The organism is Streptomyces axinellae (assembly GCF_039532135.1).
Classification (GTDB): domain Bacteria; phylum Actinomycetota; class Actinomycetes; order Streptomycetales; family Streptomycetaceae; genus Streptomyces; species Streptomyces axinellae.
The window spans coordinates 1-23380 of sequence record NZ_BAAARJ010000039.1 but is presented as its reverse complement, the minus strand read 5'-3'; the positions used below and the strand labels follow the sequence as shown (position 1 = coordinate 23380).

Below are 23380 nucleotides of genomic sequence, written 5' to 3'. Positions count from 1 at the left end.
CACCGCATCCGACGCCGCGGCCCGATCCACGAAGACCCGAACGAGAGACCCTAACCCTGTTCTTTGACGGCGCCGTCCAGGGCGGCCTTCGCCTCGCGCAGCAGCTTCGTGTCGCCGGGCTGCTGGTCCGGCGCGTTCTCCGGGTGGTGGCAGGCCACCTGGTGGCCGGTGGCCAGGGGGATGAGCGGGGGCTCCTTCACCTTGCACACCTCGGTCGCCTTCCAGCACCGGGTGTGGAAGCGGCAGCCGGAGGGCGGGTTCATCGGCGAGGGCACATCGCCCTGGAGGAGGATGCGCTCGCGGCCCTGGGCGGCCTTGCGGCGGGGGTCCGGTACGGGCACGGCGGACAGCAGGGCCCGGGTGTAGGGGTGCATGGGTGTCTCGTACAGCGACTGCCGGTCGGTCAACTCGACGAGCTTGCCCAGGTACATGACCGCGATCCGGTCCGAGACGTGCCGGATCACCGACAGGTCGTGGGCGATGATCACGTAGGTGAGGCCCAGCTCGTCCTGGAGGTCGTCCAGCAGGTTGACCACCTGCGCCTGGATGGAGACGTCCAGCGCCGAGACGGGCTCGTCGGCCACCACGAGCTTCGGGTTGAGGGCGAGCGCGCGGGCGATGCCGATGCGCTGGCGCTGGCCGCCGCTGAACTCGTGCGGATAGCGGTTGTAGTGCTCGGGGCTGAGCCCGACCACCTCCAGCAGCCGCTGGACCTCCTTCTTGACGCCGCCTTCGGGGTGCACGCCCTGGAGCTTGAACGGCGCGCCGACGATGGCGCCCACGGTGTGCCGGGGGTTGAGCGAGGAGTAGGGGTCCTGGAAGATCATCTGAATGTCGCGGCGCATGGGCCGCATCCCGCTCACGCCCAGGTGCGTGATGTCCTTGCCCTCGAACTCGATCTTCCCGTCGGTGGGCTCCAGCAGCCGGGTGATCAGCCGGCCCATCGTGGACTTGCCGCAGCCCGACTCGCCCACCACGCCGAGGGTTTCCCCCGATCGCACGTCGAAGTCGAGGCCGTCCACCGCCAGCACCGCGCCGACCTGCCGCTTGAAGAGGCCCTTGGTGACGGGGAAGTGCTTCTTGAGGCCGGTGACCTTCAGCAGGGACTCCCCCTCGCGCGGTTCGGTGAGGGTGCCCGTGCCGCCGCTCTCCGCCCCGGGGTCCGCGGACTTCGCTGAGTTCGTCATCGGGTCGTCGTCCTTACTCACGGCGCTCACAGCTTGGGGGCAATCTCTTCGTTCCAGATGCGTTCCCTGTCCTCCTGCGCCATGTGACAGGCCGACAGATGTCCGGGCCGCACCTCGTGCAGCTCGGGGCGCGTGGTGCGGGTGATGCCGCCCTTGGGGACGTCCGCGTAGGGGCAGCGCGGGTTGAAGGCGCAGCCCTGGGGGATGTTGATCAAGCTGGGCGGGGAGCCCTTGACGGGGATGAGGCGCTCGGTCCGGTCGCGGTCGATGCGCGGCATGGAGCCCAACAGGCCCCAGGTGTAGGGGTGCTGGGGCTCGTAGAAGACCTTCTCTGCCGTGCCGTACTCCACGCAGCGCCCGCCGTACATCACCAGGATGTCGTCGGACAGCTCGGCCACGACGCCCAGGTCGTGGGTGATGATGATGACCGCCGAGCCGAACTCCTTCTGCAGATCGCGCATCAGGTCGAGGATCTGCGCCTGGACGGTGACGTCGAGCGCTGTCGTCGGCTCGTCGGCGATCAGCAGTTCGGGGTTGTTGACGAGCGCCATGGCGATCATCGCGCGCTGGCGCATGCCGCCGGAGAACTCGTGCGGGTAGCTGTCCACACGTTTGCCCGGCTCGGGGATGCCCACGCGGTCCAGCAGTTCGATGGCGCGGGTGCGGGCCTTCTTCTTGTCCACCTTGTGGTGGACGCGGTACGCCTCCACGATCTGGTGGCCGACGGTGAAGAAGGGGTGCAGGGCCGAGAGCGGATCCTGGAAGATCATGGAGATCTCCCGGCCGCGCAGCTTGCGCACCTCGTCCGGGTGGGCGCTGAGCAGTTCGTGGCCGTCCAGCCAGATCTCGCCCGAGATGTGGGGCCGCTGGCGGCCGTACTGACCGACGGTGTGCAGCCCCATGATGCCCAGCGAGGTCACCGACTTGCCGGAGCCGGACTCGCCGACGATGCCGAGGGTCTTGCCCTTCTCCAGGGTGAAGGAGAGCCCGTCCACGGACTTGACGATGCCGTCCTGCGTGGGGAAGTGCACCCGCAGGTCGCGGACTTCCAGGAACGCGGTGGCCGGCTTCTTCTCCAGCGTGGGCTCACCGGTCGCCGTGCCCGAGGCGGTCAGATCCGAGGCTCCGCCGCCCTTGGGGAGGTCCTTGGTGACCTGGGCGGGCCCGGCGCCCTTGGGGCCCTTCGCGCCTTTGGCCTCCTTGCCGGAGGTCTCCTTGCCGGAGGTCTCCTTGCCGGGAGTCTCATCGGCGGCGGCCCCGGGCGAGCCGTCCTTCGCCGTGGTGTCTTCGGAAGCCTTGCGCTCGTGCTCTGTCATCCGAGCCTCACTCGTGGGTCGATCACGCCGTACAGCAGGTCCACTAGGAGGTTGGCGAGGACAACGGCGGTGGCGGTGATGAGGGTGACGCCCAGGATCAGCGGGAGGTCGCGCTCGTTGATCGCCTTGAGCACCGCCTGGCCGAGCCCGGGGATGCTGAAGGTGGTCTCCGTGAGGATCGCGCCGCCCATCAGGGCGCCGATGTCGATGCCGAGGAGGGTGAGGATCGGCGTCATGGTGGAGCGCATCGCGTGCTTGCCGATGACGACGGGTTCCTTGAGCCCCTTGGCGCGGGCCGTGCGGATGTAGTCCTCGCCCATGACCTCCAGCATGGTCGCCCGGGTGAGCCGGGCGTACATCGCGCCGAAGAGGAAGGCGAGGGTGATCCACGGCAGGATCATCCCGCTGAACCACTTGCCCACGTTCTCGCCGAAGGGCGTGAAGGAGTTGCTCACCAGGTCGAATTGGTAGGCGAAGACCGCCAGCGAGATCAGGCCGGTGAAGTAGACGGGCAGCGAGACGCCGGCCAGCGCGCCGGTCATCGCGAGCCGGTCCCACAGGGTGCCCCGCTTGAGCGCGGAGAGCACGCCCACGGACAGGCCGATCAGCAGCCAGATGACGGCGGCACCCAGCGCCAGGGACAGCGTGACGGGCAGGCGGTCGGTCAGTACGGGCCAGATCTCCTGCTCGGTGCGGAAGGAGTAGCCGAAGCAGGGCGCCGAGCAGTGCGTGGTGTCGCCCCCGCCGGTGTAGTCCCGGCCGACGAAGATTCCCTTGAAGAACTCGAAGAGCTGCACAAGGATCGGCTCGTCCAGCTGGAGCTTCTGGCGGACGCCTTCGATGGCCTCCTTGTCGGCCTGCTTGCCGACGAACATGGTGGCCGGGTCCGTTCCCGTCCACTTCGGGATCAGGAAGAAGATGCAGAAGACCGCCAGGATGATGACGACCAGCATCACTGCGACGGCGAACAGCCGCCTGATGAGGTATATGAGCACTGCTCTCGGCCGTCGGCGGCCCGGCTGCTCTCCCGGGATGAGGAGACTGTGGCCGGGCCGCCGTAGCGGCCTTCACCTGCCCTTCGTGCCAGCGGCGGGTGGCGCCGTCAGATGGTGAGGTCGGGGGCGGTCACGGTTACTTGACGCCCAGGGATGCGAAGTCGTACCAGCCGCTGAAGGAGTTGGCCGAGTAGACGTTCGTGAGCCGGTCGGAGCGCCACTGGACGACCTTCAGGTAGGTCAGCGGGAGGTAGTAACCGCCCTTCATGACCTCCTTGTTGACCTCGGCGTACTTCTTGGCGGCCGAGTTCGGGTCCAGGTCGGAGATCGCGGCGGCGAAGCCGTCATCGACCTTCTTGTCGTCGATGAGGGCGTAGTTGTTGTTGCCGTTGTCCAGGATGTACTTGCTGTGCCACAGCGGCACGCCGTAGCCCTGACCGCTGGGGAAGTCCGGGCCCCAGCCGTAGAGGACCATGCCGTAGCCCTTCTTCTTCACCACGTCGGGGTTGCCGACGATGGAGGAGCCCTGTGCGCCGTCGAAGGGGTCGGTCTCGACGTCGATGCCGACCTTCTTGAGCGAAGCCTGGATCGCCTCCGCCGACTTCATGTCCGACTTGTCGGTGTTGCGGACGGCCAGCGTGGTCTTGAAGCCCTTCGGCTTGCCGCACTTCTTCAGCTCCTCCTTGGCCTTGGCGACGTCCGCCGAGCCCTTGGAGATGCCGTACTGGTCGTCGTTCTTGTCGTAGCCGGGGACGACCGGGGGCAGCATGTTGGTCGCCAGGGCGCCGCCCGCCATCGGGCCGCCGCGCGCGGTCTGGACCGACTTGTGGTCGGTGCCGTAGATCGCGGCCTTGCGGCAGTGGATGTTGTCGAACGGCTTCACGCTCTGCGGGAAGGCCACGTAGGAGATGAACCCGGACTGCGGGTTGTCCACGTTGCCCTTGTGCTGCTTGAGCGCGGAGGTGCGGCCCTGGGAGTCCATGCCGCGCTGGTTCAGGTCGAGGTCGGCGTCACCGTTGATGAGCCGCTTGTCGCGCTCGTCGGCGTTGGTGAGCAAGGTCACCTTGACGGCGTTCGGCAGCGCCTTGCGCAGCGGGTCGCTCTTGCGGTCCCAGTGCTTGTTGCGGACCAGCATCAGGCCCTTGTTGGGCGTGTACGACTGGAACTTGTACGGGCCCGAGGAGAACGGCTTGAGGCCGTACTTGGACTTGGTGTCCTTGTCCTTGCGCACCGGGGAGTTCGTCGGCATGGCGAGCATCTGCTCGAAGTCACCGTTGCGCTTGGGCAGGTGGAACTCGATGGTCTTGTCGTTCGGGGTCTTGATGCCGTCGAAGTCGCCGCCCTCGTAGGGGCCCTTGTACTTGCCGTCCGGGTCGAGCACGTCCTTGAGGTAGACGGGGCCGCCGGAGAGCACCTTCTGCGCCCACTGGCGCTCGATGCCGTACTTGACGTCCTGGGAGGTGATCGGCTTGCCGTCCTCCCACTTCACGCCGTCCTTCAGCTCGTACGTGTAGGTCTTGCCGTCGTCGGTGATCTTCGCCTTGGACTTGGCGAGGTCCGGCTTCAGATCGACGCTCTTCTTACCGGGGGCCGGGGTGTAGCTGACCAGCTGACGGCTGTAGTAGCGCGCGAAGTCGAAGGCGAAGCCGTAGTACATGCGGGTGGTGTCCCAGGAGTCGGCGTCCTGGACCCCGATGAACTTCAGGGTGCCGCCCTTCTTGTCCGACGCGTTGGCGATCTTGCCGATGCCCGCGTTGAACGCGCCGCCCGCGCTCTCGTCGTCGCCGCCTCCGCCGCCGCACGCCGATGTTCCGAGCAGCGTGGCGGCCGCGACAGCGGAGACCGCTGCCAGTCTGCGCCTGGATGTGCTTGGGGTTCTCACTGTCTCGCAACCTCCGTGTAGGTCACGGCCCGCACGATGGCGAAGCCGGGGTCTGGGGGATCTCCCTGGCCGGGAGGGGGTCAACGTGCGCCCTTGGGATCGAGCGCGTCGCGCACTCCGTCGCCGAAGAGGTTGAAGGCCAGCACCGTGATGAAGATGGCGACACCGGGGATGATCATGTACATCGGATCGGACTCGTAGAACTGCACGGCGTCGGACAGCATCGAACCCCAGGAGGCGGTGGGCGGCTTGACGCCGACGCCGAGGAAGCTGAGCGCGGCCTCCGTGAGGATGTTCGTGGGGATCATCAGCGTCGTGTAGACGGTGATCGGCGCCACGAGGTTGGGCAGCAGTTCCTTGAACAGGATGTACGGCCGGCCCGCGCCCAGGCTGCGCGCCGCCTCGATGTACTCGCGCTCTCTGAGGGAGAGCACCTGGCCCCGCACGATGCGGCCGATATAGGGCCAGCCGAAGAAGCCGATGACCAGGATCATCACCAGCAGCCGCACGCCCGTGCCGGTCAGCCCGAAGAGGCTGCTGGGCATCACCGAGATGAGCGAGATGATGAACAGCAGCTGCGGGAAGGCCAGCAGCATGTCCATCACCCGGCTGATCAGGGTGTCCAGCCAGCCGCCGAAGTAGCCGGCGAGGGTGCCCAGCACGGTGCCGATGACCACGGCGACCACGGCGGAGAGGAAGCCGACGAGGATGGAGACGCGGGCTCCGTAGACGATGCGGGAGAGGATGTCGCGCCCGCTGACGGGCTCGACGCCCAGGAGGTGTTCGCCGGATATGCCGCCGAAGGCACCCTTGGGGGTGCTGAAGAGCGGGTCGATGAGGTCTTCGTGGCGCTCGTCGGGCGCCTGGCCGGTGAGCGCCGTGATGGCGGGCGCGAAGACCGCGACCAGGATCAGCAGCACGACGATGGCGCCGCCGAGGAGTGCCACTTTGTCGCTCTTGAGCCGTTCCCAGGCGATCCGGCCGAGGCTGCGCCCCTCGATCGCCTTCTCGGCACCGGTGGGGGCCGGCTCCGCGACCGCGGTCTTCGCGGACGTCTCCTCGTGCAGTGGTGCCGTCATCGTGTTGGGAACCCCTTCTCGACCGGCAAAGTCGGCCAGTCCACGCGCACCGCTGTAGCGGCCGTCAAGCAAGCAGTCCGAAATTTCGTGAGCGAGCCGGGCGGCCGAAAGTCTCGCGGCCGAGCGGCCTTATGGCTGGGGAGTCTTCATCGGGCTCACGATCAGTCGCCAGACCCACCGGGGAAAGGATGCGCAACTGTGATGTGACTCGGCATGTTCCGTTATGCGGACGGAAGTTGACGTTGAGCGGTATCCGATCAGGTGGTTTGTCCCGATCTGGACCGCTGCCGCATGGCCGGGTCCGCCTGCCGCACGGAGGGGGCGTGCCTGTCGCTCAGAGGGTGCTCAGAAGGGGCGGGGATACCCGTATCCGAAGCCCGGAGCCGTGCCCTGAGCAGCCCCGGCGTGGGCGTCGCGGTCGAAGAAGGGCCGCGACTGGCGGCGCAGCCACATGGCCACCGGATCGTAGTCGTCCGACATGGCGACCGTGGAGACCGGCAGCCCCGCGGGGACCGCCGGTACGGATTGCGCCATCATGCGCCGCGCGGCCTCGACGGAGGCCGGGCCGTTGTCGTACAGCTCCATGCCGATGGCCAGGTACGGCACGCCCAGCGAGGGCTGCACCCAGGCCCGGCGCAGCGAGCGGACGGCCGGGGTGTGGTGCGCGTTCTGGCTGAGCTGGGCGTAGAACTGCGGGATGTCGAGGGTGGGTTCGCTGATGCGCAGCGGTCCGGCGGGCAGCTGGCCGAGGCCCACGGCGATGCGCCGCAGATCCAGCCACGGGATACCCAGGCCCCCGCCAGGGGCGTGCGGATTCAGCCAGATTCCCCAGCGGTCGGGGAAGAGGGCCGTGGCGATGTCCCGGCCGCCGACGACCTCGTGCGCGCGGTTCCAGCCGGAGGCCGCCAGTTCCTGGGCGGAGGTGACGCAGGGGGCGTAGCCGTAGCCACCCACCTCCATGTTCCCGTACTGCGCGTCGGGGGATCCGGCCTGCCCGTTCCACAGCAGCATCCACAGCCGGCTTCCGGCGAGGGCCTGGAGCAGGGACTCGTAGGTCTCGAAGGTGTCGTGGACCCCCGGCGACACCTGCCGCAGGAGCTGCTCGACGCTTCCACCCGCGCTCACCTGGGCCGCCCTTCCCCTGTCGTCACCTGCCGTCACCGCTTCTCCGCCCGGCCCCGGTCCTGGGACCCGGACACACCCCGCAGGCGCCCCGCCCCCTCATCCAACCAGCTTACGAGGCGGCCGGGGCACCGGCGCCGCTACTCGGCCTCGCTGGGTCCCCGTACTCAGCCGCGCCCGGGTACTCGGTCCTCCTCCGGTACTCAGTCGCGCCCCGTCGCCCGGCCGCGCCGGGCGCTCACTCGTATCCGGGCCGCGTGTAGAAGGGCCGTACGCACTGCCGCATCCACTCCACCACGGGGTCGCGGGCCGCATCCAGCAACACCATCTGTACGGGCCAGCGCACCTCGGCGGCGTGCAGTGCCCGGCCGAGCGCCTCGTGGGCCGCGTGCCGTGACTCCGGCTCCAGCAGGTCGAGTTCGAGCCCGATGAAGAGCGCGGGCGGATCGCCCTCGGTGCTGGCCAGAGCCCGCCGCGCCGTCCGTACGAAGGAGAGCGCGCCGAACTCGGCGGTGGCGGCGGACAAGAAGGCCACCGGATCGTCCTGCCAGTCCGGCTCGTACAGCCGCACCCGCGCTCCGCGGGCCACTCCGGCGACGGCCTGTTCGGCGGCGGTGTTCTCACACAGCTGGGCGACGGCGTCCGGCGGAAGCGGCATGCCCACCGTGCCCTCGGGGTTGACGACTATGCCCACCTGGGGCGGCAGGCCCCGCGCGAACTCCCGGGCAGGGGCGATGGTGAAGGACATGTGGGAGCCCGCGACACCGAGGAACTGCTCCTCGGAGCTGAAGACGGGGACGAAGGCGGCACCGTCCAACTCGATGGTGGGCAGGTCCAGTTCGCGGCTCTCGCGGCTGCCGCCCTCGGGCAGCGGCACCCATATGCTGCTGCGGCCCAGGACCTCCAGCAGCCGGGCACCGGCGCCGGGGACCTGGACGGAGGCGGTGAGGGCCTCCTCCAACTCGTTGCCGGGCCAGCCGCCTCCGTGTCCGGGGCCGAAGTGCTGCGGCTGCGGTGGCTGCGGCGGAACTGTCATGCGGTCAGCCTATCCATGATCCGCGGCGGCCCGGAGCGGGCCGTCGCGGACACGTACGGCGACTCTCCGGTTGCGGAGAGAAAGAGCCGCCCGAAAAGTGGTGTGCGTCCCGCTCTGCGCCTCGCAGTACGCCCACCGGAGGAAAACCGCACATGCGCGTGAACAAGCTCACCACCACCGCTGTCACCGCCGCCCTCGCCGGCTCGCTCGCATGGGGCGCCGTAGGTGTGGCAGGCGCCCTCTCCCCCGCCTCTCCTGCCTCGCCCGCCTCTCCTGGCACGGAGGGTGCTGCCGGGGTCCGGCAGCCGGCCGGGCCCCGGGCCGATACCGCCACCGCCGCGGCGCGCGTCGCCCAGCAGGCCCAGGCCATGCGCAGCGGGCTCAAACCGCTCAACCACCTCGCCCACGTGCTGACGGTGGTCAGCAAGCTGAAGGAGGGCAAGCTCCCCCGGGACCAGGCCGCGCGCCTGCGCACCCAGATGCGCCGCGCCGTCGAGCCGCTCACCGCGCCCCGCGCCGCCATGGACGCCACCGGCCGCCCGGCCGCGGCCTCCGGCAAGGACCTGACCGCGAAGGCCGCCGCCGACCTGCGCACCCGGGTGGACGCCGTACTCAACGCCGCCGTCCGGGGGGACACGCGCCGGCGCACCCTCGCCGCCGAACGCGCCCTGGCGGGCGGTGCCAACTTGCTGGCCGCCACCCTCTACAGCGGGAAACTGCCCGCGCCCGACCTGAAGGACCTGCCGAAGACGGCGTCTGCCGCCACCGCGCCGCCGAAGGCACCGAACAAGCAGCCCAAGGAGCAGCCGAAGAAGCCGGCGCCGAAGGAGCAGGAGCAGGCGCCGAAGAAGGAGCAGGCGCCCGAGCCGCAGCAGCCGTCCCGGCAAAGCCCGCAGACCGCCCAGCCGCACTCCCCCGCCCAGCAGGCCCCGCAGCAGCAGGCACCCAAGGAGCACTCCGCTCCCCAGCAGCAGGCTCCGCAACAGCAGACGCCGCGGACGCCCCGGCAACCGGCCCCGCGACAGCAGGCACCCCAGCAACCGGCTCCCGTCAGCCCGGCGCAGGGCCGCTGACCCCGGTCGCGTCCGGCGCCCTGCCGCCACTGTCCCCGTCCCTCACGTTCACGACCTCCGCCGCGCTCATGGCGTCCGCGCTCCCGCCACCACCTCCGGGCGGCGGGGTCAGGGGCGTGCGGGCCCCCGGGAGGAGCGGAGCCGCCGACCCGGGCGGCGTGGGCGGCGCGGGGACGAAGACCAGCCGGCGCAGCGCCTGCGCCGAGCCCCGGTCCAACAGCACCGCGGAGACACAGCCGCGCGGCAGCCGTCCCGTCAGCGCCGCGGCCCGCAGCTTGCGCACGGCCCGCAGATGGCGCCGGAAGGCGTACCCCGAGACCCCGCGGCCCCGCTCGGCCTGCCCGGCCAGCGCGTCCTGGGGCGCCACGTCGAGCAGCAGCAGGTGCAGCGCGCGTCCGCGCCGCAGCGCGTCCCTGGCCAGCCAGCGGCGCACCCAGCTCTGCGTGCCGCAGTCGTGCACGACGACGGCGGCGCCCGAGGCCAGCGCCCGGCGCAGCCCCGCGTAGTGCGCAATCCGCACCAGCGGGCGGTAGAGGCCGTACGGCAGCCGGCCGCGCACCCGGCGCTCCCAGCGCTCGCGGGTGTCCTGGGAGTCCACGCTGATGACATCGGCGCGCGCGGGCACGGCCGTACGGATCAGCGTGGACTTGCCGCCGCCGGGCAGGCCCGAGACCACCACCACGTCCCCCGCCGTGTAGCGCAGCGTGCGTCTGGCGGCGGTCCCCCGCAGGTCGTGGGGGACAGCGTGCCCCCGCAGGTCGTGGGGGACGGCGCGGCGGGTGGTCCCGGACGCGTCTGGTCCCCTCGATGTCGTCTCGGCACCGTGCGGGCTGCCCACGGATCACCCCTCCCCGAACGCGACGGCTCCGCCGCCGCTCACGGAGAGAGTGTCAAGAAAAGGTAATGTGATTCAAGGTGACTGCCTCCCGCCCGGGGGCAGCCAGGGCCCGCTCACCCGTGCGATGATGTGCGGGCCAACTCCATACCGGCCGTTCGAGCCCGCGCGGGAGAGTCCCCGGCAGCAGGTGAACCGGGGCGCCGAAGGAGCAAGTTCCTCCCTTGAATCTCTCAGGCCCCGATACCGCGCGAGCGAGGCAGATCTGAAAAGCGGGCCACCGTACGACGCGAGGCGTCGTGGCGCGGTGGCCCCACCCAAGGTGCAAGCCCGGCTCCAGTCGTTCGGGAGCTGTCGGCGAACCTCTCAGGTTCCGATGACAGATGGGGAGGACATCCGCGTCACACCCAGCTTCGGGAGCCTGAATGACTGAGCCTGAGCCCTCGGCCGCCCACGCGTCGGCCGCGCACGAACCGGCCGCGCGCAAAACCGCCCTGGACGCCGTACACCGTGCGCTGGGCGCGACCATGACCGACTTCGCGGGCTGGGACATGCCGCTGCGCTACGGCAGCGAGCGCGAGGAACACCTCGCCGTCCGCTCCAGGGCCGGGCTCTTCGACCTCTCCCACATGGGCGAGATCACCCTGACCGGCCCGGAGTGCGGCGAGGTGCTCGACTACGCGCTGGTCGGCAACCTCTCCAAGCTCGCCGTCGGCCGGGCCCGCTACACCATGATCTGCGACGAGAGCGGCGGCATCCTCGACGACCTGATCGTCTACCGGCTCGCCGACCAGGAGTACCTGGTCGTGGCCAACGCCTCCAACGCGCAGACGGTGCTGGACGCGCTGCGCGAGCGCGTGGAGACGCGCGGCCCGGGCAAGCGCAGCGGCGCCGAGGTGCGCGACGACCGCGACGCCTACGCGCTGCTGGCCGTCCAGGGCCCCGAGGCCGCGGGCATCCTGCGCAAGCTGACCGGCTTCGACGTGGACGGGCTGCGCTACTACGCGGGCGAACGCGACATCGTGGCCGGGCGGAGCGCGCTGATCGCCCGTACGGGATACACCGGCGAGGACGGCTTCGAGCTGTTCGTGGCGCCCGAGGACGCGGAGGCTGTCTGGAGCGCGCTGAGGGAGGCGGGCGAGGGCGCGGGCCTGGTGCCCTGCGGGCTGAGCTGCCGCGACACCCTGCGCCTGGAGGCGGGTATGCCGCTGTACGGGCACGAGCTGTCGCCCGCGCTGACGCCCTTCGACGCCGGGCTGGGCAGGACCGTCAAGTTCGAGAAGGCCACGAACGAGGGCCGCTTCGTGGGCCGGGAGGCCCTGGCGGCGGCGGCCGGACGGGCCGAGTCGGCACCGCCGCGCAAGCTGGTCGGGCTGGTCGCCGCGGGGCGCCGGGTCCCGCGTGCGGGCTATCCCGTGGTCGCGACGGGCGAGGGCGGTGAGGCAGGCAAGGGCACAGTCATCGGTGAGGTGACCTCCGGCGCCCCCTCTCCCACCCTGGGCAAGCCGATCGCGATGGCCTACGTGGACGCGGCGTACGCGGCGCCCGGCACCGGGGGCGTCGCGGTGGACATCCGCGGCTCCCACGAGCTGTACGACGTCGTCGCACTCCCCTTCTACAAGCGCGACTGATCCCCCCAGTCCCCCCAGCGCGAGCGCGGCCGGGCTGTGCGGCCGGGCGACTGTGCGGCCCGCCGCGCGGCTGTCTCGTCCGGACGCCCCGTCCGGCCACCGGCTCCGTGCGGACCGGGGGAGAGTGTTTCCCGTCCCACCTGCCAAGACCGTTTCCGTCGTACGCATCTCATCCGGGAGAATCGGACCATGAGCAACCCCCAGCAGCTCCGCTACAGCAAGGAGCACGAGTGGCTGTCGGACACCGAGAGCGGTGTCGCGACGGTCGGGATCACCGAGCACGCCGCGACGGCGCTCGGGGATGTCGTCTTCGTCCAGCTCCCCGAGGTGGGCGAGACCGTCACCGCGGGTGGAACCTGTGGCGAACTGGAGTCGACCAAGTCGGTCAGCGACCTCTACTCCCCCGCCTCCGGCGAGGTCACCGAGATCAACCAGGACGTCGTGGAGGACCCCGCGCTCGTCAACTCAGCCCCGTTCGAGGGCGGCTGGCTGTTCAAGGTGAAGCTGTCCGAGGAGCCGGAGGGCCTGCTCTCGGCGGACGAGTACACCGCGTTCGCCTCCGGCAGCTGAGACCCGCCGCGCCACCTGCCGCTTTCCGTGCCGCCCAGCCCGCCTCCTCTCCCAGGGATGGTTCTTCACATGTCGCTTCTGAACAGCTCTCTCCACGAGGTCGACGCCGAGGTCGCCGCCGCCGTCGATGCCGAACTCCACCGCCAGCAGTCCACGCTCGAAATGATCGCGTCGGAGAACTTCGCCCCCGTCGCCGCCATGGAGGCGCAGGGCTCGGTCCTCACCAACAAGTACGCCGAGGGCTACCCCGGCCGCCGCTACTACGGCGGCTGTGAGTACGTCGATGTGGTCGAGGACCTGGCCAGGGACCGGGTGAAGGCGCTGTTCGGCGCCGAGGCCGCCAACGTGCAGCCGCACTCGGGGGCCCAGGCCAACGCCGCCGCGATGTTCGCCCTGCTCAAGCCCGGCGACACCATCATGGGCCTGGACCTGGCGCACGGCGGGCACCTCACCCACGGCATGAAGATCAACTTCTCCGGCAAGCTCTACAACGTCGTCGCCTACAAGGTCGATGACGAGACCGGCCAGGTGGACATGGCCGAGGTCGAGAAGCTCGCCAAGGAGCACCGGCCGCAGATGATCATCGCGGGCTGGTCCGCCTACCCGCGCCAGCTCGACTTCGCGGCCTTCCGCCGCGTCGCCGACGAGGTCGGCGCGCTGCTGATGGTGGACATGGCGCACTTCGCCGGGCTGGTCGCCGCGGGCCTCCACCCCTCCCCCGTACCGCACGCGGACGTCGTCACGACCACCACGCACAAGACGCTGGGCGGCCCGCGCGGTGGCGTGATCCTCTCCAAGAAGGAATACGCCAAGAAGATCAACTCCGCGGTCTTCCCCGGCCAGCAGGGCGGCCCGCTGGAGCACGTCATCGCGGCGAAGGCCGTCGCCTTCAAGATCGCCGCGAGCGACGACTTCAAGGAACGCCAGCGCCGCACCCTCTCCGGTGCCCGCATCCTGGCCGAGCGCCTGCTACGCCAGGACGCCGTGGACGCCGGAGTCTCGGTCCTGTCCGGTGGCACCGACGTCCACCTCGTCCTGGTGGACCTGCGCAACAGCGAGCTGGACGGCCAGCAGGCCGAGGACCGGCTGCACGACATCGGCATCACCGTCAACCGCAACGCGGTGCCGAACGACCCGCGCCCCCCGATGGTGACCTCGGGCCTGCGCGTGGGCACGCCCGCGCTGGCCACCCGGGGCTTCCAGGACGAGGACTTCACCGAGGTCGCCGACATCATCGCCGAGGCGCTGCTGCCGGAGTTCGACGAGGCCAGGTCGAAGGCCCTCGCCACCCGCGTCTCCGCTCTCGCGGACAAGCACCCGCTCTACCCGGCCCTGGGCAAGTAAGGGCGAGCAGACCCGCCCCTCCCCCGGCCCGCGGGCCGGGGGAGGCTCAGCCCCCGCCGGCCCGACGGGCCCTCGCACCAGCCCGGCGGGCCCGCACCGACCCACCGCACCCACACCAGGGCACACCGGCCCGCATGGGCCCGACCGGCCCACACCAGCACTACGCACCGCCTCACAAGGGCAGGGAGCCGCCACCATGGCCATCTCGGTCTTCGACCTCTTCTCGATCGGCATCGGCCCGTCCAGCTCACACACCGTCGGCCCCATGCGTGCCGCGCGCATGTTCGTGCGGCGGCTGAAGAACGAGGGCGTCCTCGCGCACACCGCCTCCGTACGCGCCGAACTGTTCGGCTCACTGGGCGCGACCGGGCACGGCCACGGCACCCCCAAGGCGGTGCTGCTCGGCCTGGAAGGCGAGTCGCCGCGCACCGTGGACGTCGAGGCAGCGGACGCGCGCGTCGAACGGATCCGCACCGAGGGCCGGCTGCGGCTGCTGGCCACCGAGATCGGCGACGCGCACACCGTTCCCTTCGACGAGCGCACCCAACTCGTCCTGCACCGCCGCCGCTCCCTGCCGTACCACGCCAACGGAATGACGCTCTTCGCCTACGACGAGGCGGGCACGCCGCTGGTGGAGAAGACGTACTACTCGGTGGGCGGCGGCTTCGTCGTGGACGAGGACGCCGTCGGCGAGGACCGCATCAAGCTGGACGACACCGTGCTGCGCCACCCCTTCCGCACCGGCGACGAACTGCTGCGCCGCACCCGGGAGACCGGCCTGTCCGTCTCCCGGCTGATGCTGGAGAACGAGAAGGCGTGGCGCACCGAGGAGGAGATCCGCGCGGGCCTGCTGGAGATCTGGCAGGTCATGCGGGAGTGCGTACGCCGCGGCCTGACCCAGGAGGGCATCTTGCCCGGTGGCCTCAAGGTCCGCCGCCGCGCGGCCACTTCGGCCCGCCAGATGCGCGCCGAGGGCCCGGCCGAGGCCCAGGCCATGGAGTGGACAACGCTGTACGCCATGGCCGTGAACGAGGAGAACGCGGCAGGCGGCCGGGTCGTCACCGCCCCCACCAACGGCGCGGCCGGCATCATCCCCGCCGTCCTGCACTACGCCCACCACTACGTACCCGGCACCGACGACGAGGCCATCGTCCGCTTCCTCCTCGCGGCCGGTGCGATCGGCATGCTCTTCAAAGAGAACGCCTCCATCTCCGGCGCCGAGGTCGGCTGCCAGGGCGAGGTCGGCTCCGCCTGCTCCATGGCCGCCGGCGGCCTCGCGGAACTCCTGGGCGGCAGCCCCGAACAAGTCGAGAACGCCGCCGAGATCGGCATGGAACACAACCTGGGCCTCACCTGCGACCCGGTCGGCGGCCTCGTCCAGATCCCCTGCATCGAACGCAACGGCATGGCAGCCGTCAAAGCCGTCACCGCCGCCCGCATGTCCCTGCGCGGCGACGGCCGCCACCACGTCTCCCTCGACAAGGTCATCAAGACCATGCGGGAGACGGGCGCGGACATGAAGGTCAAATACAAGGAGACCGCCCGGGGCGGACTCGCGGTGAACGTCATCGAGTGCTGAGGACGCTGCCGCTCACTGGTTGATTCACGCCTTTCAGCTCTGTCACAGGCTTGCTGTTCCGTACGGCGGAAGCCCCTCGGAAGTCGCCGTGACAGAGCTGAAAAGTCCCTGAAGAGTCCCTGGGATGTCCCTCGCGGACCGGCCGACGACCGCCTGGACCCGCCTTGATGATGAGTCCCTGACCTACGCGTTACGAGCACGGTCGTGCTCGTGCCACACCATTTGCGCAGTCACCCGGAGTGTCGTTTTCGCAGATCAGAGCACACATCGCGGTCCCGCTGGTCACGCCGTACGTGGCACCGTCCAAAGGCGCCCGCGCTCCCCTTGCGCTCCCCCGTGACGGAGAGTCGCCCTCGCGCCCACCACCCCAGACCGGGCTCCGCTCGACGGCTGGCCGCACACCTTGTCGGGGGTACACAAACGAGGATGCCGGACCGGCCAGGCGACATGCGCGGCAACGCCGAGTTCCTTACGGGGCCGGTTGATGAACTCGCGAATGGCCGGCTCGTGCCGCCAGAGGGCGAGAGCGGCATCGAACTCGCGGACACAGTGCTTATTTGTTGGAGCGGGCGGCGGAGCTGCTCACGGTCGGCCTCGGTGGCCAGCGGAAGAACCCGTCAGGACGCAAGTCGCGTGGTCACTCTGCACCCGAAACGCCGAAATCACTCTCCGAGATCCAACCCTCTCCACTGAGGTCACGCATCGCCTTCGCGAATTCTTCAAGGGTGTTCTCTTCGCGGATTACTTCGAGCACGACATTGTCTACCCCGATTCTTTCCTGGACTGCTTTACCCCGGCCGCTCCAATCGATCACCCCGGTGCCGATGGGGTCGTGGCCCCACGTTTCCGTACCCGTGTCGGTCGGCCGGTGCCCACGGCGCCGAAGCGGCCTGTAAAAGACGACGTGAGTGGGAGGTTGACACGGCGGCGGTCACCAAGCAGGTGCGCCGCGATCCTCGAAGGCGGCAAGGCTGGTTCGGTTCGCGGGGCCGGGCTCGATGCTCCCAAAGGCAGGTCCCGAACGCGCCGGGTTCCGGAGTCAGTTGAAGATCGCCCGGTTCACGAGCCATGAACTCCCGCCTCGACCTCGCCGCCGCGGGCCTGGTGCCTGGCCCGGCGCTGCGCTCGGTACGCGAGCTTCCGATCCGGCGCAGGGTGCGGCCGGGTCGGCACCCTGAAGATCCGCACCCCCGGCCTGCCCTCGCCCGGGAGGGTCAGCAGCCGGCCCGTTGTCCCGTCCGGCCGAGGCTGGACGGGACAACGGCAGGCGGGACCGTCTGGGCCAGGTTCGGCGGACGCGGGCTCGTCTCCTGAGTCGAGACCGGAGAGGCGCTGTCCGGAAGCCCGCCCGGTTTTCGGGCGCGTGCCCTGTCTTCAAGGCCCCACTCCGCCGCTGTGAGTGATCAAGGAAGAACATGAACGACAGCACCATCCAGTTGGGCGTGCTCCGAGTTGGACGCGTTCACGATGAATCAGCCGTCGATCCCGTTCAGTTCCGGGTGTGTCCAGTCTTGTCGCCTGAGACCGGTCGGAAACCCGTTTCCGCGCTCAGCACCTGCCGGCCGCGAACCGGGGCTTGCTCAGCACGAGCCGCGTCTGAGGGCGTGAACTGCGAGGGAGTTGGGATGGGTGCCGGAAACGCACGTCCTGGGGGTGTCCCGCCGGCGGGACACCCCCAGGACGTGCGTCCGGAGAACCCCAGTTAATCCGGTTTTCGTTGACCGGAAGAGTTTACGAATGACAGTATCGGCGCCCAGCAAGGGCATTTCATCCGTATACGCCGAATTCTGTACTGGAGACTTTTCCGTGGCCAGTAGCGAAACCCCCACCAAGCCCGCCGACGTCGCCCGGCATCTCCTGGAACTGCTCCTCGAAAAAGAGATGGACAAATTCTGCGACATGTGGGCGGAGGATGGGACCGTTGAGATTCCCTTCGCGGCCCCGGGAGCCATGGCCAACATGGCCGGGCGGGAGACCATTCGCTCGTATCTGAAGCATTACACCGACCACCAGCTGATCGATGAGCTGCCGCACGTCCACATTCACGAGACAACCGACCCCGAGGTCGTCATCGCGGAATGGACGGCACACGGGACGACGGTGAGTACCGGCAAGAAGTACGAGATGAAGTACATCATCGTGATCACCGTGCGGGACGGCAAGGTCGTCAACTACCGCGACTATTTCAGCCCGCTGCTGGCCGCACGGGCCGCGAACGACCGGCTCGACCTGCTGGCGCCGTTCAAGGAGGAGGATTTTCCCTTCGGCGCGTGAGGCCCGCGAAATCCCGGGACGCAGAGTGAGGGGCGTCGGCTGTCGAGCAGCCGACGCCCCTCACCGCATGCCGCCCACGGGGTCAGGCAGCGGTCTCGGATTCCGCGCCGGCCGGGCCATTCAGCAGGTTCAAGAACACAGCTGTCAGCAGGGACAGGACTGCCAGCACCGCCACGGAGACGGCGAAGCCGCGAACCTCCTCGCCCCCGGTGGCGACCGCGGCGAACAGGGCACCGATGCCGGCGACGCCGGCCGCCTCCGACACCTGGACGGCCGTCAGGATGCCGCCGGAGGCGGCACCCGCGTCCTCCGGGATCACGCCCGACAGCGCCGTCCCGATCAGCGAGGTGGCCACGATTCCGCCGCCGGCGCCGTAGAGCACCAGGCCGGGCATCAGGGCCGCCGCCGGGTTGGTGCCCTCCATCAGGTCCACGCCGATCCACACCAGTCCCAGCCCGATCGCCATGACGACCGCCCCGCCAGGCACCACTCGTGCCCCCCAGCGGGCCACGAACTTGCCGCACAGTACGGAGAAGACCGAGGTGAGGATGGCCATGGGCGTGAAGGTGAGAGCCGATTGCAACGGCGAGAAGTCCTTGGCCTGCTGGAGGTAGAACGCGAGCAGGAAGATGAACGCGCCGTTGACGCCGTAGAAGCACAGCGCCGTGGGCAGGCCCATGGAGAAGCCGCGCTGCTTGAACAGCCGGGGCGGCAGGAGGGGCGAGCGGCCGGCCTCGGCTACCCGGCGCTCCCAGAGCACGAAGATGGCCAGCAGCACCGCGCCGCCGGCCACCTCGCCCGCGCGTAGCCCCGTCCAGCCCTGCTCGGCGCCGACGACCAACCCGTGCACCAGGCCCAACAGACCGGCGCCGAGGAGGATGACGCCGGGGAGGTCGAGCTTCATCGGGGTCCGGTCGGACCGGTCGCGCACCAGCGCGAGGGCGCCCACGAACGTGATGACGCACAGCGGGACGTTGACCAGGAAGATGGACCGCCAGCCGAGGCCGGCGACGTCCCACTCGATGAGAAATCCGCCGACGATCTGTCCGGCGACGACACCGAGGCCGATGACCGCGCCGTAGAGACCGATGGCGCGGCTGCGTTCCTCATTCCGCTGGAACGTCACCTGGATGAGCGCCAGCACCTGTGGGAGCATCACCGCGGCACCGAGGCCCTGCGCGATCCGGGCGCCGACGAGGAATCCGGGGCTCTGCGCCGAGGCGCAGGCGACGGAGGTCAACGCGAAAAGGACGACGCCCACCAGGAAGACCCGGCGGCGGCCGAAGATGTCACCGAGCCGCCCGCCCGCCACGAGGCCGGCGCCGTACGCGAGAGTGTAACCAGTCGGCACCAATTGGATGTCCGCGAACGAGGCATGCAATTCCGCTTGAATCGACGGGTTGGCCACATTCACGATGAAAATGTCGAGGAAGCCCATGAAGGCACCGAGCAACAGGATCCACATGGCCGCCCATTGCGCGGTGGTCGCGACCGGCTGAGCCGGCGCCTCCTCCGCTCCCTCTCCCGCGGCTCTTTCCTCCCCCACGGGCGCATCTGTTTCCACCAATTTCTGCTTCCTGGACAACGCGACAACCTTTCGCTGATTCAGCGCGGCGGCGAGCCGTGCCGACAGGCAGGCAGCCAGACAGACAGGCAGCGGGAGGCGGCACCAGCGCCCCTCCCGGCAAGCTTTGCCCCGTCGCGCCGCCGCATGAACAGCGTTTCGGCTGCCCGCCCCGGGTCGGAACGACCGGGCCGGTACCTGCCAAGTCTCCCGGACCCCATTGCGCGGGCCAAGTTGCAATTTATGCTGTTGGTGTGACCACCACCCTAGGAGCAGAGTCGGAACAACGGCGGGACGAATTGCGGGACTTCCTGCGCAACCGCAGGGCCCGGGTGTCGCCGCAAGATGTGGGGCTCCCTTCCTCCGGCCGGCGCAGGACTCCCGGACTGCGGCGCGAGGAGGTCGCCTCGCTCGCGGGTATCGGGCTCACCTGGTACACCTGGCTCGAACAGGGCCGCCGGATCAGCGTCACCACGAGCATCCTCGACGCCGTCAGCGCGGCGCTGCGGCTCAACGACGACGAGCAGGCGCACCTCTACCGCCTGGCCGGGCACACTCCGGGGCCGGCGCCCCGCCGGGCGGGCCGGTCGGCTCCGCGACTGCCGGAGCACCTGGTCTCGCTCGTCGATGAGTGGTCCTCCGGCCCGGCCTACATCCTCGACCGCTACTGGCGCTGCCTCTACGGCAACGACGCGGTGGCGGCGCTGTTCGGCGAGGTCCCGAAGCTGCACAGCTGCCTGGACGGGTTCGTCTCCCCGCAGGGCCCGCACCCGGCGCTGCCGGAGTGGGAGGCGATGGCACCTTCCCTGGTCGCGGAGTTCAGGACGGACGCGGCGCGCTATCCGGACGATCCCGGCTTCGCGGAGCGCGTCCGGCGGCTCTCGGAGCACAGCCCGGCGTTCGCGCGGCTGTGGGCCGAGCAGGAGGTGCGGGACACGGCACTGGGCGAGAAGGTGCTTGAGCACCCGACCGCCGGCCGGCTGGTCTTCCAGCGGACGACGATGCAGATCGCCGACCATCCCGACCTGCGCGTCGTCCTGCTCCTGCCGCTGCCGGGTACGGGCACCCGGCAGCGGCTGCGCACGGTCTTGCCGCGCTCCGCCGCAGACTGACCGGACAGCCCGGACAGCCCGACGGGCACCACGCTTGTGGCGTGGTGCCCGTCGGGGTTCCGCTCGGCCGAGGGGGTCAGGCCAGCCTGGAGCGGAGGTGCTCGGCGAGTTCCGCCGGAGTCAGGAAGTCGAAGACGAGGGAGACCGGCAGCTCCAGCCCGGTCCGGGCGACGAGCCGGTTCCTCATCTCGACGGCGGCCAGGGACGTGAAGCCGAGGTCCATGAACTCCTGCTCCATATCGAAGTTCTGGCCTTCTTGGTGTCCCAGCGCCACGGCCATCTCTGCCTGCACCAGCTCGTCGAGGAAGACGGCGAGGTCTTCGGCCGGGAGTTGCGCGAGCGCCTCCGGTCCGCGTGCCGAAGCGTCGTCGGCGCCCTCCCCGGCGGACGCCGCGGTCCCCGCCGCGCCTTGCGGGCGTGCGGTCCGGCTGCGCTGCCGCCAGCGCGCCAGGACCGGCAAGGCGGCCCGCAGGGCCGCCTCGTCGGACGGGTCGTCCGCCACCTCGCCGAACTCCTTGACGAACCGGTCCACGTCCTGCTGTTCGACGGCGTTCCAGAAGGCGAGCGCCGTCGAGGGGGCAAGGCCGGACCGCTGGGCGCCCAGCCAGTAGTGGGTTCGCTGGAAGGCGTAGGTGGGCAGTTCGGCGCGGCGGGCATCCCGGTGGGCGAGCAGCTGCTCCCAGCGCACGGCGGCGCCGCGCACATGGGCCCGGGCGAGCGCCGTGAGCAGGGCTTCCGGCTCGGGGCGGTCCCGGCGTTGCACCGGGAGGGGGGCAGCGGCGTCCGGGAGGACGTCCGGCACCATGCCGCTGAGCACCGCATCCGGACCGATCTCCAGATAGAGCTGTGCGCCTGCCCGGTCCGCGGCGCGCAGCGCCCGCTCGAACCTGACCGTCGAGCGCACCTGGACCACCCAGTAGTCCGGGTCGCTCATCTCGGTGCCGCGGACCACCTCGCCGGTCATGGTGGAGATCACCGGTATCCGTGCGGGCTGGAAGCGCAGCCCCCGCACGACGGTGGCGAAGTCCTCCAGCATCGGTTCCATCAGCGGTGAGTGGAACGCGTGCGAGACGGTGAGCCGACGGGTCTTGACGCCCGCGCTCGCGAAGTGCTCGGTGACCTCCCGTACCGCCTCCTCGCTTCCCGAAACCACCGCGGAGGAGGGCCCGTTGACGGCGGCGATCCCGATCGGGCCGCCGTGTCCTTCCAGCACCCCGCGTACCTCCTCCTCCCCGGCCCGGACCGCGGCCATCGCCCCGCGCTCGGGCAGCCCGCCCATGAGCCGTCCGCGCGCGGTGACCAGCCGGCAGGCGTCCTCCAGATCGAGCACGCCCGCGATGTGGGCGGCGGCGATCTCCCCGACGGAATGGCCGAGCAGGTAGCCGGGGCGCGGCCCGGTGTCCTCGACACAGCGGTACAGGGCGACTTCGAGGGCGAACAGGGCGGGCTGGGCCCAGGCGGTTTCGTGCAGCAGCTCCGCCTCGGGGGTCCCGGGCCCGGCGAACGCCACGTCGTGGAGCGGCCGTTCGAGGTGCGGCTGAAGCGTGGCCGCCACCTCGTCGAACGCCTCCGCGAAGAGGGGGAACTCCGCGTACAGCCGGCTTCCCATTCCGGCGCGCTGGCTGCCTTGGCCGGTGAAGAGGAAGACGGTCACCGGGGCGTCGCCGGAGCGTGCGGAGCCGGTCACCAGTCCGGGCGCCGCGGTCTTCCGCGCCAGGGCGGTGAGGCCGTCCACGAACTGCCCGGTCTCCCGGCCGATCACCACGGCCCGGTGGTCGAAGCCCGCGCGCCCGGCGGCCAGGGTGAGGGCGACATCCCCGGCCGGTATCGCGGCTCCCTCCCCGGCGAGATGCTCAGCCAGCGCTCCCGCCTGCTCGCTGAGGGCCTCGGCGCTCTTGGCCGAGAGCACCAGGGGCAGCGGGGCGGGCTCCCGGTGGGTGTCGGGCTGCCGTTCGGGCTCGGGCGGCGCCTCTTCCAGCACCATGTGGACGTTGGTGCCGCTGATGCCGAAGGAGGAGACGGCGGCGCGGCGGGGGCGGTCGCCCTGCGGCCAGTCCTGCCGCTCGGTGAGCAGCCGCACGCCGCCCTGGCCCCAGTCGACCTCACCGCTGGGCGCATCCACGTGCAAGGTACGCGGCAGACTCCCGTGCCGCATCGCCAGCACCATCTTGATCACACCCGCGACGCCTCCGGCCGCGGCGGTGTGACCGATGTTCGACTTGACCGAGCCGAGCCACAACGGCCGTCCGGCCGAACGTTCCTGACCGTAGGTGGCCAGCAGGGCCTGTGCCTCTATGGGGTCACCGAGACGGGTGCCGGTTCCGTGCGCCTCCACCACGTCCACATCCGCGCCGGAAAGACCCGCGCTCGCCCACGCCTGCCGGATCACCCGCTGCTGAGCCGGACCACTCGGCGCCGTCAAACCATTCGACGCACCATCCTGATTGACCGCACTCCCCCGCACCGCCGCCAACACCCGATGCCCCAACCGCCGCGCCCGCGACAGCCGCTCCACCACCACCACGCCCACGCCCTCCGCCCAGGCGGTGCCGTCGGCTCCGTCGGCGAAGGACTTGCAGCGGCCGTCGGGGGCCAGCCCGCCCTGGCGGGAGAACTCCACGAACGGCGCCGGGCCGGGAATGACCGTCACACCCCCGGCGAGCGCCATCTCGCACTCGCCCTGGCGCAGCGCCTGGCACGCCTGGTGCAGCGCCACCAGCGAGGACGAACACGCCGTGTCCACCGTCACCGCCGGTCCCTCCAGCCCCAGCGCATACGCCA

General features: G+C 70.3%; 18 protein-coding genes and 2 riboswitches. Of the genes, 7 read left to right on the top strand and 11 right to left on the bottom strand.

Annotated features, from left to right (window positions below; all coding sequences use genetic code 11):
* Window positions 1-50: 50 nt before the first annotated feature.
* The 7 genes from ABD339_RS32910 to ABD339_RS32880 form a co-directional block, all read right to left on the bottom strand.
* A complete protein-coding gene (locus ABD339_RS32910) occupies window positions 51-1187 on the bottom strand; it encodes an ABC transporter ATP-binding protein (protein WP_344570852.1) in 1137 nt (378 codons plus the stop codon).
* 26 nt (window positions 1188-1213) lie between these two features.
* Window positions 1214-2503, bottom strand: coding sequence for an ABC transporter ATP-binding protein (locus ABD339_RS32905; RefSeq protein ID WP_344570851.1), 1290 nt, complete (start codon window positions 2501-2503; stop codon window positions 1214-1216).
* Window positions 2500-3498 carry an ABC transporter permease gene (locus tag ABD339_RS32900; RefSeq protein WP_344570850.1) on the bottom strand — a complete coding sequence of 333 codons (999 nt, stop codon included), beginning with the start codon at window positions 3496-3498 and terminating at the stop codon, window positions 2500-2502. Before ABD339_RS32900 ends, ABD339_RS32905 begins: the two co-directional genes overlap by 4 nt.
* A 136-nt stretch (window positions 3499-3634) precedes the next feature.
* The gene (locus ABD339_RS32895) at window positions 3635-5380 is read right to left on the bottom strand and encodes an ABC transporter substrate-binding protein (RefSeq protein ID WP_344570849.1); all 1746 of its coding nucleotides are present in this window, start codon (window positions 5378-5380) and stop codon (window positions 3635-3637) included.
* An 80-nt stretch (window positions 5381-5460) separates the two neighbouring features.
* On the bottom strand, window positions 5461-6459 hold the full coding sequence (locus ABD339_RS32890; protein ID WP_344570848.1) for an ABC transporter permease: 999 nt from the start codon (window positions 6457-6459) through the stop codon (window positions 5461-5463).
* 345 nt (window positions 6460-6804) lie between these two features.
* Entirely contained in the window at window positions 6805-7584 is a 780-nt protein-coding gene (locus ABD339_RS32885) for an enhanced serine sensitivity protein SseB C-terminal domain-containing protein (protein WP_344570847.1), read from the bottom strand.
* 235 nt (window positions 7585-7819) lie between these two features.
* On the bottom strand, window positions 7820-8617 hold the full coding sequence (locus ABD339_RS32880; RefSeq protein ID WP_344570846.1) for an enhanced serine sensitivity protein SseB: 798 nt from the start codon (window positions 8615-8617) through the stop codon (window positions 7820-7822).
* 152 nt (window positions 8618-8769) lie between these two features.
* Between ABD339_RS32880 and ABD339_RS32875 the strand changes: the two genes are divergently transcribed.
* On the top strand, window positions 8770-9690 hold the full coding sequence (locus ABD339_RS32875; protein ID WP_344570845.1) for a hypothetical protein: 921 nt from the start codon (window positions 8770-8772) through the stop codon (window positions 9688-9690).
* Here ABD339_RS32875 and ABD339_RS32870 read toward each other — a convergent pair.
* Window positions 9668-10528, bottom strand: coding sequence for an AAA family ATPase (locus tag ABD339_RS32870; protein ID WP_344570844.1), 861 nt, complete (start codon window positions 10526-10528; stop codon window positions 9668-9670). The two genes, ABD339_RS32875 and ABD339_RS32870, sit on opposite strands and share 23 nt — an antisense overlap.
* Window positions 10529-10684: 156 nt before the next feature.
* Window positions 10685-10784: riboswitch (glycine riboswitch) on the top strand.
* Window positions 10785-10918, top strand: a riboswitch (glycine riboswitch).
* 32 nt (window positions 10919-10950) lie between these two features.
* Between ABD339_RS32870 and gcvT the strand changes: the two genes are divergently transcribed.
* From gcvT to ABD339_RS32850, 4 genes are all read left to right on the top strand, one after another.
* The gene (gene gcvT, locus ABD339_RS32865; protein ID WP_344570843.1) at window positions 10951-12156 is read left to right on the top strand and encodes a glycine cleavage system aminomethyltransferase GcvT; all 1206 of its coding nucleotides are present in this window, start codon (window positions 10951-10953) and stop codon (window positions 12154-12156) included.
* Between the two features lie 189 nt (window positions 12157-12345).
* On the top strand, window positions 12346-12726 hold the full coding sequence (gene gcvH / locus ABD339_RS32860) for a glycine cleavage system protein GcvH (protein ID WP_344570842.1): 381 nt from the start codon (window positions 12346-12348) through the stop codon (window positions 12724-12726).
* A gap of 69 nt (window positions 12727-12795) precedes the next feature.
* On the top strand, window positions 12796-14070 hold the full coding sequence (gene glyA, locus ABD339_RS32855; RefSeq protein ID WP_344570841.1) for a serine hydroxymethyltransferase: 1275 nt from the start codon (window positions 12796-12798) through the stop codon (window positions 14068-14070).
* A 196-nt stretch (window positions 14071-14266) separates the two neighbouring features.
* On the top strand, window positions 14267-15649 hold the full coding sequence (locus tag ABD339_RS32850) for an L-serine ammonia-lyase (RefSeq protein WP_344570840.1): 1383 nt from the start codon (window positions 14267-14269) through the stop codon (window positions 15647-15649).
* A gap of 637 nt (window positions 15650-16286) precedes the next feature.
* On the opposite strand, the gene ABD339_RS32845 is transcribed toward ABD339_RS32850, so the two are convergent.
* Window positions 16287-16463, bottom strand: a complete 177-nt coding sequence (locus ABD339_RS32845; protein ID WP_344570839.1) for a hypothetical protein — start codon at window positions 16461-16463, stop codon at window positions 16287-16289.
* A gap of 992 nt (window positions 16464-17455) precedes the next feature.
* On the opposite strand from ABD339_RS32845, the gene ABD339_RS32840 reads away from it, so the two are divergent.
* Window positions 17456-17923 (top strand): nuclear transport factor 2 family protein, encoded by a 468-nt coding sequence (locus tag ABD339_RS32840; RefSeq protein WP_344570838.1) that lies wholly within the window; start codon window positions 17456-17458, stop codon window positions 17921-17923.
* Window positions 17924-18005: 82 nt separating this feature from the next.
* Here ABD339_RS32840 and ABD339_RS32835 read toward each other — a convergent pair whose 3' ends face one another.
* Window positions 18006-19508, bottom strand: coding sequence for an MFS transporter (locus ABD339_RS32835; protein ID WP_344570837.1), 1503 nt, complete (start codon window positions 19506-19508; stop codon window positions 18006-18008).
* A 233-nt stretch (window positions 19509-19741) separates the two neighbouring features.
* Between ABD339_RS32835 and ABD339_RS32830 the strand changes: the two genes are divergently transcribed.
* Window positions 19742-20599, top strand: a complete 858-nt coding sequence (locus ABD339_RS32830; RefSeq protein WP_344570836.1) for a helix-turn-helix transcriptional regulator — start codon at window positions 19742-19744, stop codon at window positions 20597-20599.
* Window positions 20600-20675: 76 nt separating this feature from the next.
* Here the strand turns inward: ABD339_RS32830 and ABD339_RS32825 are convergent.
* The coding region (locus tag ABD339_RS32825) for a type I polyketide synthase (protein WP_344570835.1) at window positions 20676-23380 on the bottom strand (2705 nt) is incomplete at its 5' end.

Excerpts from the sequence above, each read along its gene's own strand:
- gcvT (WP_344570843.1), top strand. The coding sequence starts at position 10,951 with ATGACTGAGCCTGAGCCCTCGGCCGCCCACGCGTCGGCCGCGCACGAA.
- ABD339_RS32905 (WP_344570851.1), bottom strand. The coding sequence starts at position 2,503 with ATGACAGAGCACGAGCGCAAGGCTTCCGAAGACACCACGGCGAAGGAC.
- ABD339_RS32890 (WP_344570848.1), bottom strand. The coding sequence starts at position 6,459 with ATGACGGCACCACTGCACGAGGAGACGTCCGCGAAGACCGCGGTCGCG.
- ABD339_RS32875 (WP_344570845.1), top strand. The coding sequence starts at position 8,770 with ATGCGCGTGAACAAGCTCACCACCACCGCTGTCACCGCCGCCCTCGCC.
- gcvH (WP_344570842.1), top strand. The coding sequence starts at position 12,346 with ATGAGCAACCCCCAGCAGCTCCGCTACAGCAAGGAGCACGAGTGGCTG.
- glyA (WP_344570841.1), top strand. The coding sequence starts at position 12,796 with ATGTCGCTTCTGAACAGCTCTCTCCACGAGGTCGACGCCGAGGTCGCC.
- ABD339_RS32880 (WP_344570846.1), bottom strand. The coding sequence starts at position 8,617 with ATGACAGTTCCGCCGCAGCCACCGCAGCCGCAGCACTTCGGCCCCGGA.
- ABD339_RS32910 (WP_344570852.1), bottom strand. The coding sequence starts at position 1,187 with ATGACGAACTCAGCGAAGTCCGCGGACCCCGGGGCGGAGAGCGGCGGC.
- ABD339_RS32850 (WP_344570840.1), top strand. The coding sequence starts at position 14,267 with ATGGCCATCTCGGTCTTCGACCTCTTCTCGATCGGCATCGGCCCGTCC.